Genomic DNA, 13,489 nt, shown 5'->3' with positions numbered 1-13,489 from the left:
ATTTTTTTGTCGCGCGATAAGAATGTAGGTCGGCCGCCGGGCCGAAACCCGGCCTCGAAAAACAACCACCCAGCAGGGTCAAAAACCAGGCCCGGACCTGGCCCCAAACTACTCAGCCACCTGCCTCAACGTATCCATCACAGGCCTCCTCAACACCTCCCGCAACGCCCACCACCCCGCCATCCAGGCCAGCAAGGCCCCGGCAACAGCCCCCGCCAGCGGAGCCCACCAGGGCACGGTCCAGTTGAACTCGAACACCCAGCGCGCCAGGGCCCAGCCCACGGCCCCCGCCGCGCAGCTGGCCAGGAAACCCGCCAGCAGGCCCACGCCAGCCAGCTCGGCGCGCTGCACCTGCGCCAGCAGCCGGGCCTGGGCACCGACGGCGCGCATGATGGCGTACTCGCGCGCACGCTCCTCGCGCGTGGCGGTGACGGCGGCGAAGAGCACGACCAGGCCGGCGGCCAGGGTGAAGCCGAAGAGGAATTCCACCGCGCGTATCACCTGGTCCAGCACGCGCTGCACCTGGGCCAGCGTGGTGCTCAGGTCCACGTTGGTGATGTTGGGAAACTCGCGCACCAGGGCGTTGTCGAAGCCCGCCACGTCGGGCGCGCGGTAGGCGGCCAGGTAGCTGACGGCCACGTCGTCCAGGTGGTCCACGGGATAGATCACGAAGAAGTTGGCCCGCATCGATCCCCAGTCCACCTTGCGCAGGCTGGTGATGCGCGCCTCGCTGGGCACGCCGCCCACGTCGAAGCCCAGCGTGTCGCCGAGCTTGAGGCCCAGGGTCTCGGCAATGCCGTCCTCCACGCTGATCTCGCCCTTGGCGCCAGGTGTCCAGGTGCCCGCCGTGATCAGGTTGTGTGCGGGCGCCTGCGCCGTGGTGGAGAGGTTGAACTCCCGGTCCACCAGGCGCTTGGCGCGGTCTTCGCTGAAGTCGTCGGGGCTGACCGGCTTGCCGTTGACGGTGACCAGACGCCCCCGGATCATGGGGAACCAGTCATAGGAGGTGACGCCAGCCTTGGCCAGCGCCGCGCGGAAACCGTCGGCCTGCTCGGGCTGCACGTTGATGACGAAGCGGTTGGGCGCATTGGCCGGCGTGGCCTGGCGCCAGCTGCCGATGAGGTCGGTACGCAGCAGCACCAGCAGCATGAGCGCCAGCAGCCCCACGGCCAGGCTGCTGATCTGCACCACGGCATAGGCGGGGCGCGCGGCGATCTGGCGCGTGGCCAGCACCAGCCAGCGCGGTGCCGTGCTCTCGTGCACCAGGCGGCGCAGCACCTGCACGGCCAGCCAGCCCAGGGCCGCGAACAGCAGCACGGCCACGGCAAAGCCACCCACGGCGATCAGGCCCAGCTTGATGTCGCGGCTGGCAGCCAGCAGCAAGGCCGCAAAGCCTGCCACGCCCACGGCCAGCACCACCACCGAGGCAGGCTTGAGCGCGCCCAGGTCGCGGCGCATGACGCGCAGCGGCGGCACGCGCGCCAGCTGCAGCACGGGCGGCAGGCCAAAGGCCAGCAGCAGGGTCAGCCCCATGCCCACGCCGAAGGCCGCAGGCCACAGGCCTGGTGCGGGCAAGGCGGTTTCCACCAGCCCGGCCAGCAGCAGCACGAACACATGGTGGATGGCCCAGCCCAGCAGCACGCCAGCGGCGCTGGAGGCCAGGCCGACCAGCACGAACTCCACCGTGTAGGCGCCCGCGATGCGCCGCTGGCTCTGGCCCAGCACGCGCAGCATGGCCGAGGCGTCGAGGTGGCTGTTGGCAAAGCCGCGCGCAGCCAGGGCCACGGCCACGGCCGACAGCAGCGCCGCCAGCAGGGCGACCAGGCTCAGGAATTTCTCGGCGCGGTCCAGCGTCTGGCGCATCTCGGGGCGGCCGCTGTCCAGCGACTCCACGCGCACGCCATGCACGCCGGGCGCCTTGGCCTGCTGCTCGGCCCAGACGCGGTAGCGCTGCACGGCCGCCTCGGAGCCATCACCCGCGCCGGCCACGGCCAGGCGGTAGGTGATGCGGCTGGCCGGCTGCACCAGGCCCGTGGCGGCAAGGTCGGCGGAGGTGATCATCACGCGCGGCGCAAAGTTCATGAAGCCTGCACCCCGGTCGGGCTCGATGGAGATGATGCGCGCCACGCGCAGTTGGGCGTCGCCCAGCAGCAGCATGTCCCCCACGCCTATGCCCAGCGACTCCAGCAGCGGCGCATCAACCCAGGCCTCGCCCCGCGCCGGTATCTCGCGCGTGGCCCGGTCGGCCGCGCCGGGGGCATCGGCCACGCGCAGGCTGCCGCGCAGCGGATAGCCTTCGGGCACGCTCTTGAGCGCCACCAGGCGGCTCATGCCGCCTTGCGCGTCGCTGGCGCGCGCCATGGTCGGGAAGCTGGATGTCTCCAGGGCCTGCAGCCCTTCGGCGCGTGCGCGCTCGGCAAAGGCCGGCGCCGTGGGGTTGTCGCCGACCACGACCACGTCGCCGCCCAGCAGTTGGCGCGCATCGCGCTGCAGCCCCGCCTGCAGCCGGTCGGCAAAAAAGCCCACCGAACTGAGCGCGGCCACGGCCAGCATCACGGCGACGATCAACAGGCGCAACTCGCCCGCGCGCAGGTCGCGCCACAGGGTGCGCCAACCCAGGGTCCATGCAGAAGATCCATTCATGCCGCGCAGATTAGCGCAGGCGAAGATGGGCACCCGGGCGCCACGGCTATTGGCACGGCTATTGGCACGGCCGTTCAGAACATCAGCCGCAGGCCCAGGTCCAGCCCCAGCGCGCCGGCCGGCTGCATGCCGCCCGTGGTCAGGTAGCCGGGCTGGGGCAGGATGGCCGGGTTGCTGACCACCAGCGGCGTCACGCCCATCACGCCCGGGTTGTTGCGCCCGTTGCCCACGCTGATGCGCGACACCGTGGCGTACAGCGCCGTGCGTTTGGACAGCGGGTGCACATAGCCCAGGGCGAGCTTGTTCACCGAGGAATCGCCGTCGGCCAGGCCCTGGCCGTTCCTGAACTGCACACGTGCATAGGAGGCGCGCAGCGCCCCCTGGTCCACGGGGATGTTCACGCCGGCCAGCACGCCCAGGTAGCGGTCGTTGATCGCGGCCAGCGTGCCGGCGTCGCGCCGCTCGTTGCGCACGCCGGACCATTCGCCAAACAGCTTGACCGGGCCGAAGTCATAGGAGCCGCCCAGGTTCAGCGAGCGGATCTTTTCCGCGCCGGCGCCCGAGGTGCCCAGGGTGTTCTCGCCATAGCCCAGCGCCACATCGGCCGCCCCCATGGCCCAGCCGATGCGGGCACCCGCGTAGCGCCCCCGCTTCGAGCTGTTCTCGGCAAAGGCGTACATGGCCTGCCCGTAGACGCCGCCCAGGCCCGGCGGCAGGAAGTAGCCGATGGAATTGCCTGCGCGCAGATAGGTGTCCGTGCCCGCCGACAGCCCGCCGCCCAGCAGGCCGCCCGTGGCCAGCGCGCGGGCGATGGCCAGGTTGCTGTTGACCACGGCGATCAGGTTGGTGCCCACGCCGTTGACGGTGAAGGGGTCGAAGGCCCAGTCGTTCAGAAACGAAGGCGTGTGGTCGCGCCCCATGCGCAGCTCGCCCAGGCGCCCGGACAGGCTGATGGTGGCGCGCCGCCCGAAGTTGAGCGCGCCGCCGCCCGTGTCATTGGCCACCGGCGCCTCCAGCCACAGGCCGGCCATGAGGCCGCCGCCCAGGTCTTCGCTGGCGCGTATGCCGATGCGGCTGGCCAGGTTGCCCGAAGGCGATAGCGCCCAGGTGCTTTGCCGCGCCGAGCGCGCGGGGCCCGTGTCCCAGGATTCGCTGCGCACGCTGTAGCGGCTGATGCCGGCGTCCATCACGCCGAACAGCGTGACCGAGGTGGGCGCCTGGGCGGCGGCCGCGCCTGCCAGACACAGCAGGCCCAGCGCGTGCAGGCCGCAGAGATGGGGGTGAAGTCGGGGCATGGAGGTCTCCTGTTCGTCGTGGGGCTGGCGCGGTCCTGCGCCACGAATCGACTCTAGGAAAGCCGTCGCGCCGCTTCTTGGCAGTTCATGCCAACGGCTTTGCAATTCACGACATGCGCGGGTTGCCCTGGTCAGGGTTGCCATGGATTTGTCCCAACAAGGCAAATGCCTGTCCCCCAATGGCAAGTCCCGGGACAGCGGGCTTTCGATACTGGATGCGAAAACACGGAACAAGGAGACACGGACATGAGACTGCCCCACGCCATCGCCACGCTGCTCGCGGGCTGCGCCATCACCATCGCCATCGCCGGTACGGCCTGGAGCCGCCAGCCACTCAGGCTCATCGTGCCCGCACCGCCGGGCGGCACCATGGACATCGTGGCGCGCGTCGTGGGCCAGCAGCTCGCGTCTGAAACAGGCCAGGCCGTGGTGATAGACAACCGCCCGGGCGCAGGCGGCCTGCTGGGCATGCAGACCCTGCTGCAGGCGCCCGCCGATGGGCAGACGCTGCTGGTGGGCGCAAGCAATCTGCTGGCCGAGATCCCCCATGTGATCAAGATGCCCTTCGATCCGCTCAAGGACCTGGTGCCCCTGGCCTCGCTGGCCCGCTCGGGCGTGGTGCTGGTGGCCGCGGCCAGCCAGCCCGCCCAGGACTTGCAGGAGCTGCTCGCGCAGCTCAAGGCACGCAAAGGCCAGACCAGCTTTGCCAGCTACAGCCCCGGCACCGTGTCGCACTACGCCGGCCTGATCCTCAGCGACAAGGCGGGCCTGGACCTGCAGCATGTGGGCTACGCGGGCTCGCCCCCGGCCGTGCAGGCCCTGCTGGGCGGCCAGGTGGACGTCATGTTCGACGGCATGCTGACCTCGGTGCCCCTGATCAGGGGCGGCAAGCTGCGTGCCTACGCGTTCTCCGGCCCCCGGCGTTCGCGCCACCTGCCCCAGGTGCCGACCACCGCCGAACTCGGCTACCCCGAGCTGCAGTTTCGCGGCTGGGTGGGCCTGATCGCGCCGGCCCGCCTGCCGCCCGAAACCATGGAACGCCTGCGCGCCGCCATCGGGAAAGCGGCCAGCGCGCCGGCCGTGCAGCAAAAGCTCTCCGACGTGGGGCTGGAGCCCGAGGTGCTCACCGACACCGCCGCGCTGCAGCGCGAGACACGCCAGATGTCCGTGCGCAACGCCGGCATCGTGAAGAAATACCAGATCACCGCGAACTGACTTCCAGGGAAACACCGACCATGCAGATCCGACAGATCACCCCCGCCATCGGCGCCGAAATCTCCGGCATCCATCTCGGCGATGCCGCACGCGACGCCGCACTGTTCGCGGACATCCGCGCCGCGCTGCTGACCCATCGCGTGCTGTTCTTCCGGGACCAGGACATCACGCGCGCCGAACATGTGGCCTTTGCCAGCCGCTTCGGCCCACTGGAGGACCATCCCGTGGCAGGCAGCGATCCCGAGCACCCTGGCCTGGTGCGCATCTACCGCAGCGACGATCCGCACAGCTACGAAAACACCTGGCACTGCGATGGCCTGTGGCGCCCCAACCCGGCCATGGGCGCGGTGCTGCGCTGCATAGAGTGCCCGCCGATCGGCGGCGACACCATCTGGGTCAACATGGTCAAGGCCTACGAGGAGCTGCCCGAGAGCATCAAGCGCAGCATCGACGGCCTGCGCGCCAAGGCCGGCATAGAGCACACCTTCGGCGCCGTGATGGCGCCCGAGGCGCGCGCGCGGCTGGCCAGCGAGCACCCGCCCGTGGAGCATCCCGTGGTGCGCACCCACCCCGAGACCGGCGAGAAGCTGCTGTTCGTGGGCGCGGGCTTCAGCACCCACTTCGTCAACTACAGCACGCCCGAGAACGTGCGCCACGGCATAGACAAGGCGCCCGGCGCCGCGCTGCTGATGAACTACCTGATCAGCCGCGCCACGATTCCCGAATACCAGGTGCGCTGGTCCTGGAAGCCCGGCGACGTGGCCGTCTGGGACAACCGCAGCACCCAGCACTACGCGCTCAACGACTACTACCCGGCGCCCCGCCGCATGGAGCGCGCGGGCATCGTCGGCGACATCCCGCGCTGAGGCCCTGCACAGACTCTTTCCACACCTACCCCTCACCCCCACCCACCGGAGCGTCCCATGAATTTTCTCGATGGCCACCTGTTCCCCGAAAACCAGCAGCCCCTGATCATCACGGCGGCCCCCTATGCGCCGGGCTGGCTGCCCGGCGATTTCCCCGAAGACATTCCCGTGACCATGCAAGAGCAGATCCAGAAGGCCGTGGACTGCTACAACGCCGGCGCCACCGTGCTGCACCTGCATGTGCGCGAGCTCGACGGCAAAGGCAGCAAGCGTTTGTCGAAGTTCAACGAGCTGATCGCCGGCGTGCGCGCGCGCGTGCCCGAGATGATCATCCAGGTGGGCGGATCGATCAGCTTTGCTCCCGAGACGGACGGCGCGGCCGCCAAGTGGCTGTCCGACGACACGCGCCACATGCTGGCCGAGCTGGAGCCCGTGCCCGACCAGGTCACGGTGACCGTCAATACCTCGCAGATGAACGTGACGGAGCAGGCCGAGGACGCGGACTTCAGGGGCACCTCGCGCGAGAAGCCCGCCATCTTCGACGCCTACAAGGAGATGACCGTGCCCGCCCAGCCTGGCTGGGCCGAGGAGCACATCCGGCGCCTGTCCGCCGCCGGCATCCAGAGCGCCTTCCAGTGCTACAACATCAACAGCTTCGAGTCCGTGGAGCGGCTCATGCGCCGGGGCATCTACAAGGGCCCGCTGGTGATGAACTGGGTGGCGATCGGCGGCGGCATGGACGCGCCCAGCATCTACAGCCTGGCCCACTTCGTGCGTGCCGTGCCCGACGGCGCCGTGCTCACCGTGGAAAGCAATGTGCGCAACGTGCTGCCCGTGAACATGATGGGCATCGCCATGGGCCTGCATGTGCGCTGCGGCACCGAGGACTGCCTGTGGAACCAGTCGCGCAGCGCCAAGGCCAGCACGGTCTCCCAGATCGAACAACTGGTGCGCATCGCGCGCGAGTTCGGCCGCCCCATCGCCACGGCGCAACAGGCGCGCGCCATCAGCAAGATTGGCGTGTTCTACGACACCGCCGAAGAGACATTGGCGGCCAACGGCTTCGCGCCCAACCGCAACGGCGGCAACCAGGGATTTCTGCGCAAGACTGCCTGACGCACTAGGCCTCGCCAACCCCTCCCTGCCCCCGCCTGCGCCAGTCCGAGACGCTGGCGCCGAAAGCGGCCCGGAACCAGTGGCAAAAGCAGCTGGGCGCGGCAAACCCCAGCAGGCCCGCCACCTCGCCCAGGGGCTGGCCACCGTCTTGCAGATGGCGCAGCACCAGTTCCCTGCGGAGGGTGTCGAGCAGCGCCGAGAAAGTCTGCCCCTCCGCAAGCAGGCGGCGGTGCAGCGTGCGGCGGTCCATTCCCAGCTGGCGTGCCACCTGCTGGGCCGTACAGCGGCCGCCCGGCAGCAGTGCAATGATCAGCTCCCTGCAGGCCGCCTGCATGCCTTCGCCCCGGCTGCGCAGCGCCTGCTCCAGATGGCTTCGCGCAAAGCGCGCAACGCCCGAGCCCTGCGCCTGGCCGCATTCGCGCAGCAGTTGCAGATCCGCCAGGCGGCAGACCATGCCGTTGAAAGGCTGGTCAAACAAAGGGGTTACGCCGAAGAAGGCACGGTGGGCCGATGCATCGGCCGGTGCGCGGTGTGCGAAGCTGACCTGCTGCGGGCGCCACTGGGCGCCGATCAGCTCGCGCAGCACGCGAAACATCACGCCCACCGCCAGCTCCATGGACTGGCGCATGGCCATGCCCGCGATGGGCACCAGGTCCTGGCGCACCAGCACCCCGGAGCCCGCGTCCTCGATGCGTACGAACATGCCCGCACTCAGCAGCTTGAGGTAGCGGCACAGGGTGTCCAGCGCCTGGCGCGGCGTGGGCTCTTGCTGCAGCACAAGGCTGATGGGGCCCAGGTGGGACAGGCTGCGCCGCGCCGCCAGGCGCAGCGCGAAATCCTGCGTTCCCGTGGTGCGCGCGGCCACCTCCAGCAGCTCGCGCACGGCATGGATGGGAATCAGCGTCTCCGGGTCGTCGAGCAGGCGCGCCGACAGTCCCGCCGCGCGCACAAGGACGGCGGGATCATGGCCCAGGCTTTTCACCAGGTCGGCATAGCCATGCAGGCTGGCACTGCGGATAAGGCCGCAGGTGACGGGCCTGCGGCCTGCGGCCGCGGTGCCGAAGGCATGGAGCGCAGGGATCTGCATGGCAGGTCCATTTCAGGGAATCAGCACCGTCGCGCCCGTGGTGCGGCGCGACTCCAGCGCCCGGTGCGCCTGGGCCGCATCAGCCAGCGCAAAGCTTTGCTGGGGCTCGCTGGCGATGCGCCCGGCCAGCACATGGTCGAACAGCTCGCGCGCCATCTCCAGCATGTGGGCGCGCGGCTGGATGTAGTGCACCATCGCGGGCCGCGTCATCCAGATCGATCCCTTGGAGGCCAGCAGCTGGGAGTCCACCACCACCGAGCCCGACGAGGTGCCGTTGCTGATCAGCCGGCCGCGCGGCTGCAGGCAGTCCAGCGAATCCATGAGCGTGTCCTTGCCCACCGAGTCATAGACCACGGGCACGCCCTTGCCGCCCGTGATCTCCATCACGCGAGCGACGGTGTTCTCGCGCGAGGTCACGATGACGTGGGCGCAGCCGTTGGCGCGCGCGGCGGCGGCCTTCTCGTCGGTGCTCACCGTGCCGATCATGGTCACGCCCAGGGCACGCGCCCACTGGCAGGCGATCAGCCCCACGCCGCCGGCCGCCGCGTGGTAGAGGATGGTCTCGCCCCCCTGCAGCGGATGGACCTGGCGGAACAGGTACTGCGCCGTCATGCCCTTCATCATCAGCGTGGCCGCCGTGCGGTCGCTGATGCCGTCGGGCAGCAGGATCAGCACCTCGGCCGGCATCACGCGCACATCGCTGTAGGCGCCCTGCGGGCCCATCAGGTAGCCCACGCGGTCGCCAGGCCGCACTTCGGTCACGCCCTCCCCCACGGCCTCGACCACGCCCACGGCGTCCGAGCCCAGGCCGTTGGGCAGGGCCAGCGGATAGCGGCCCGTGCGGAAATAGATGTCGATGAAGTTGACGGCGATGAAGCTGTGGCGCACGCGCGCCTGGCCGGGTCCCGGCGCGCCGGCCTCGGCATGCTCCAGCCTGAGCACCTCGGGGCCGCCGGTGGTATGAAAGCGTATGGCCTTTGCCATGGAGTCTCCTTGTGTAGCGCCTGGGTGGGGCGCCCTGCATCAGTTGAGCCGGATATCGAAGTTCCGGACGATCTCGGCATTGCGGTCGAACTCGGTGCGCAGGTCGGTGGACATCTGCTCCAGCGAGCGATCGCCTTCGACGGGCTCGAAGCCCGTGCCCGCATAGCGTTCGCGCACGGCCTTGCGTGCGTTGACCCGGGCCAGCGCGCCGTGGATCTTCTCCAGCAGCGGGCGTGGCGTCTGCGCCGAGGCGAACACGCCGCTCCAGTTGCTGAAATCCACCTCGGGATAGCCCAGCTCGGCCAGCGTGGGCACCTGCGGGTAGTCGGGCAGCCGGCTCTTGTAGGCCACGGCCAGCAGCCTGACCTTGCCGCCCGCGATCAGCGGCTTGGAGGTGACCGATCCGTCGAACATCAGCGGGATCTGGTTGCCCATGACCTGGGCCAGCGCGGGCGCCGAGCCCGGGAAGGCCACATGCTCCATGTCCAGGTGGGCCCTTCTGTTGAGGATGGCGCCCGCGTACTGCGAGGCCGTGCCCTGGCTGTACGAGGCGAACGACAGCGTGCCCGGGTGGGCCTTCACGTAGGCGATGGCCTCGGCCCCGTCGCGCGCGGGAAACTGCGGCGAGGCGATGAACAGCATCACCGAGCGCGCCATCTGCGCCACGGGCCGCACGTCCTTCATGGGGTCGAAGCCGACCTTGAGCACATGGGGCACCTCGGTGAGGATGTTGGTCACCGTCACCAGCAGCGTGCTGCCGTCGGCCGGCTGGGACAGCATGTGCTTGACGGCGATGGCGCCACCGGCACCGGGCCGGTTCTCGACGATGACGGGCTGGCGTATCTCCTGCGCCAGCTGGTCGCTGATGATGCGCGCGAACACATCGATGGTGCCGCCGGGCGGCGCCGGCACGATGAGCCGGACCGGCTTGTCGCCGAAGGCGTGGGCGCCACCGGCCAGCAGCGAGGCGGCCAGGGCGATGGCCGTCCAGGGGGGCATGCGTTGCATCATGGGCTCCCGGTTCAGGCGGCCTTGCGCAGAAATCCCTGCTGGGCGCCATTGCGGTTGGGCGCGAAGCCGTTGGCCGCCAGCGTCTCGTCCACGGTGCCGTAGAACTGGCCGATCCGGCAGATTTCCCGCGCCTGTTGCGCCGTGGCGATGGGGCGGCCGAACTCGCCTGCGATGCGCACCAGCTGCTCGATCTGCGCCACCGTGCCCATCTTGGCCGTGCGGTGCTGGTTCCAGAGGTTGTCCTCGGTGCCGCAGCGCACATGCAGCCCCATGGCAATGCCCATCATGTTCACGGGCAGCACGTTGAGCACCGAGCTTTCCACGGTGAGCACGGCGCCGTCGGGCACGGCGCGCACGAAGTTGGCCAGGCTGTAGATGCTGGGCGCGTCCATGCCGCCGCCAATCGCCACCCAGTTCATCACCAGCGGGCCCTTGTAGATGCCCCGGCGCATGAGCCGCTCCACGGACTCGAAGCTGTTGATGTTGTAGCACTGGAAGGCGCTCTGGATGCCGGCGGCGGACAGGCGCCGGATGTGCTCCTCGGCCCAGCCGGGCTGGGCGGGCACGGTCATCTCCTTGTAGGCATTGAAGACGGCCGGGTCCTCCATGGAGGTGCCGCGTATGTCGCGCGCATCGAACTGCTCCAGGAAATTCATCTGCGAGGTATTGACGGTCACCGTGACCTGGTCGGGCACGGGCTCCAGCTCGGCCAGCATGTGGCGCGTGTCGTCGGACAGCCACTTGGCGGCCGCGCCGTCCGTCTCGGGAGCAAAGCTGATCGATCCGCCCACCTGGATGATCATCTCGGGCACGCGCGCACGCACGCCGGCGATCAGCTCGTTGAACTTGGACAGGCGCTTGCTGCCTTTGCCATCCAGCTCGCGCACATGCAGGTGCAGCACGGTGGCGCCGGCGTTATAGCAGTCCACGGCCTTCTGGATCTGCTCGTCCATGGTCACGGCGATCTCGCCGGGAAAGTCCGAGGGCAGCCACGAGGGCGCATAGGGCGCGGCCGTGATGATCAGGGGCTGCTGGTTTTCGGGGAACAGGTGGCCGTCGAGAAAGTTCATGGCGTGTCTCCTTGTGTCGTGATCGTGGTTCAGAAGGTCGGCGTGCCGACGATGCCCGCGCGCTCCATCTTCCGGTGGCTGGGCGGGTAGTCCATGGCCGCGTAGTGCTGGGTGGCGCGGTTGTCCCAGATCGCCACGCTGCCCGCCCGCCAGCGCCAGCGCACCTGGTACTCTGGGATGGCAGCCTGGCCGATCAGGTACTGCAGCAGGCCGGAGGCGCCCTGCGTGAAGTCCTGGCCCACGCGCACATTGGCGGGCGTATGGAAATTGGTGAAATGCGTGGTGAAGCCGTTCACGAACAGCACCTTCTCGCCGGTCTCGGGATGGGTGCGCACCACGGGATGCTCGGCATCGGGGTACTGGGCCTTGAGCGCCAGCCGCCTTTCGATGGGCATGGCCGCACCGAACGTGCATTCGATGCTGTGGCGCGCGCGCAGCGGCGCGATCAGCGCCTTGACGGCGTCCGGCAGGCGTTCGTAGGCCAGCGCCATGTTGGCCCACAGGGTGTCGCCGCCCACGGGCGGGCATTCCACGCAGTGCAGCACGCAGCCCATGGGTGGCGCCTCGCGCCAGGTGGCGTCGCAGTGCCAGGAATTCTCGTAGCGGTCGTTGGGCTGCTCGGGCGTCCTGTAGATGCGCACCAGGCCCGGATGCTCGGGGTCGCTGCCGGCCACCGGATGGTCCTCCAGCTCGCCGAAGCGCCGCGCAAAGGCCACGTGCTCGGCGCGCGCCAGGTCCTGGTCGCGCAGGAACAGCACCTTGTGGCGCAGCAGCGCCGCCCTGATCTCCGAGAAAAGCGCGTCGTCGCGCACCGCGTCGGCCAGCCGCACGCCGAGCAATTCGGCGCCGATGGCGCATGTCATGGGCTCTATGCGCATGCCTGTCTCCTGTCATTTTTGTGAAGGCCCGTGGCGGCACGGTCCGCCCGGCGTGGGGCCGGTCTCTGCAATGTAGGAAAACCCGGTTCCGCGGACTATGCAAGCCATGCCATCCTCTTTGCATTTCGTGCCACCAGGCCACGGACTGACAGGAGGGCAAGCATGGTCACCATGGTGCGCGCGGCGGCCTTGACCCATTTTTCGGACGTCATGCGCGAACTGGGCGGCGACCCCGACAAGGCACTGCGCCAGGCCGGCCTGCGGCCCGCGCTGCTGCGCGAGCAGGACCAGCTGATCGACGTGGCCATCGTCGCGCGCCTGCTGGAAGACGCGGCCCAGTCCACGGGCTGCGAGTCCCTGGGCCTGCGCATGGCCCGGCACCGCCAGCTGTCGAGCTTCGGCGCCGTGAGCCTGCTGCTGCTGCACCAGCCCACGCTGCGCCATGCGCTGGACACGCTGGTCGCGCACATGCACCTGGTCAACGAATCGCTGCTGATCCACCTGGAAGATGCAGGGGACATCGTCATCCTGCGCGAGGACTTCGTCCTGCACGGCGCCATGCGCCAGTCCGTGGAACTGGCCATGGGCGTGCTGTGGCGCATGTGCGAGGCATTGCTGCGCGAGCGCTGGCGGCCGCAGGGCGTCAGCTTCAGCCACGCGCCACCGGCCGACCTGTCCGAGCACCGCCGCATGTTCCGCTGCCGCATCACGTTCGGCGCCGAGTTCAACGGCATCGCCTGCCGCGCCGCCGACCTGGACGAGCCCAACCCGCTGGCCGATCCCGCGCTGGCGCGCTATGCGCTGCGGCTGGTGGAGGCCATGCCGGCCCATCGTGCCGCCTCCGTGGGCCACCAGGCGCGCAGGGTCATCTACCTGCTGCTGCCCTCGGGCAACGCCACCTGCGCAGGCGTGGCGCAGGGCATGGGGCGCAGCCTGCGCACGCTGCAGCGCGAACTGGACCGCGAGGGCCTGAGCTTCAGCGAGCTGCTGACCGAAGTGCGCCACGAACTGGCCCTGCGCTACCTGGACCATCCCCACTACAGCGTGGGCCAGATCGCGTCCATGCTCGGCTATGCCAGCCACAGCGCCTTCACGCGCTGGTTCGCCGCGCAATTCGGCTGCGCGCCCGAGGCCTGGCGCAGCCGCGCGCAGGGACTGCCTCGCGCCTGAAGCACCACCACGGCGCACCCCGCCCCTGCACGGTGCGGCGGGCGCATTGCGGTGCACGCTGTCTGCGCACCAGACAGCGTGCAACACGGGCAGGCACCGCGCAGCGGTGCTGGCACGGCACTTGCATTGGCTGCCCTGACCCGCTGGCCCTGGC

Annotated in this window: 11 protein-coding genes; 4 read left to right on the top strand and 7 right to left on the bottom strand. The window is 69.5% G+C overall.

The window, feature by feature from the left end; genetic code table 11:
- Nucleotides 1-108: 108 nt before the first annotated feature.
- Both IAE24_RS21610 and IAE24_RS21605 read right to left on the bottom strand, forming a co-directional pair.
- Entirely contained in the window at nt 109-2,643 is a 2,535-nt protein-coding gene (locus IAE24_RS21610; RefSeq protein ID WP_199959011.1) for an ABC transporter permease, read from the bottom strand.
- 74 nt (nt 2,644-2,717) lie between these two features.
- On the bottom strand, nt 2,718-3,938 hold the full coding sequence (locus IAE24_RS21605) for a porin (RefSeq protein WP_199959010.1): 1,221 nt from the start codon (nt 3,936-3,938) through the stop codon (nt 2,718-2,720).
- Nucleotides 3,939-4,184: 246 nt separating this feature from the next.
- Between IAE24_RS21605 and IAE24_RS21600 the strand changes: the two genes are divergently transcribed.
- From IAE24_RS21600 to IAE24_RS21590, 3 genes are read left to right on the top strand one after another with little or no spacing between them, the layout of a single operon-like run.
- The gene (locus tag IAE24_RS21600) at nt 4,185-5,153 is read left to right on the top strand and encodes a Bug family tripartite tricarboxylate transporter substrate binding protein (protein ID WP_199959008.1); all 969 of its coding nucleotides are present in this window, start codon (nt 4,185-4,187) and stop codon (nt 5,151-5,153) included.
- A gap of 20 nt (nt 5,154-5,173) precedes the next feature.
- On the top strand, nt 5,174-6,019 hold the full coding sequence (locus tag IAE24_RS21595; RefSeq protein ID WP_016450763.1) for a TauD/TfdA dioxygenase family protein: 846 nt from the start codon (nt 5,174-5,176) through the stop codon (nt 6,017-6,019).
- 57 nt (nt 6,020-6,076) lie between these two features.
- On the top strand, nt 6,077-7,135 hold the full coding sequence (locus tag IAE24_RS21590; protein WP_192367044.1) for a 3-keto-5-aminohexanoate cleavage protein: 1,059 nt from the start codon (nt 6,077-6,079) through the stop codon (nt 7,133-7,135).
- Between the two features lie 4 nt (nt 7,136-7,139).
- Here IAE24_RS21590 and IAE24_RS21585 read toward each other — a convergent pair whose 3' ends face one another.
- From IAE24_RS21585 to IAE24_RS21565, 5 genes are read right to left on the bottom strand one after another with little or no spacing between them, the layout of a single operon-like run.
- Nucleotides 7,140-8,222 carry an AraC family transcriptional regulator gene (locus IAE24_RS21585; RefSeq protein ID WP_199959006.1) on the bottom strand — a complete coding sequence of 361 codons (1,083 nt, stop codon included), beginning with the start codon at nt 8,220-8,222 and terminating at the stop codon, nt 7,140-7,142.
- A gap of 12 nt (nt 8,223-8,234) precedes the next feature.
- Complete coding sequence (locus tag IAE24_RS21580; RefSeq protein ID WP_199958998.1) at nt 8,235-9,206, bottom strand: quinone oxidoreductase family protein; 972 nt, start codon at nt 9,204-9,206, stop codon at nt 8,235-8,237.
- A 39-nt stretch (nt 9,207-9,245) separates the two neighbouring features.
- Nucleotides 9,246-10,214 (bottom strand): Bug family tripartite tricarboxylate transporter substrate binding protein, encoded by a 969-nt coding sequence (locus tag IAE24_RS21575; protein WP_013803809.1) that lies wholly within the window; start codon nt 10,212-10,214, stop codon nt 9,246-9,248.
- A gap of 14 nt (nt 10,215-10,228) precedes the next feature.
- Nucleotides 10,229-11,287: a 3-keto-5-aminohexanoate cleavage protein gene (locus tag IAE24_RS21570; protein WP_199958996.1), complete on the bottom strand. Its 1,059-nt coding sequence runs from the start codon at nt 11,285-11,287 to the stop codon at nt 10,229-10,231.
- Between the two features lie 29 nt (nt 11,288-11,316).
- Nucleotides 11,317-12,165 (bottom strand): TauD/TfdA dioxygenase family protein, encoded by an 849-nt coding sequence (locus tag IAE24_RS21565; RefSeq protein ID WP_065346927.1) that lies wholly within the window; start codon nt 12,163-12,165, stop codon nt 11,317-11,319.
- Nucleotides 12,166-12,327: 162 nt separating this feature from the next.
- Here IAE24_RS21565 and IAE24_RS21560 point away from each other — a divergent pair, with 162 nt between their 5' ends.
- Nucleotides 12,328-13,335, top strand: coding sequence for an AraC family transcriptional regulator (locus IAE24_RS21560; protein ID WP_012203930.1), 1,008 nt, complete (start codon nt 12,328-12,330; stop codon nt 13,333-13,335).
- Nucleotides 13,336-13,489: the final 154 nt, after the last annotated feature.

The sequence above is a fragment of the Delftia sp. S65 genome (genome assembly GCF_016516495.1).
Taxonomy (GTDB): domain Bacteria; phylum Pseudomonadota; class Gammaproteobacteria; order Burkholderiales; family Burkholderiaceae_C; genus Comamonas; species Comamonas acidovorans.
This window is presented reverse-complemented; position numbering and strand designations above follow the sequence as displayed.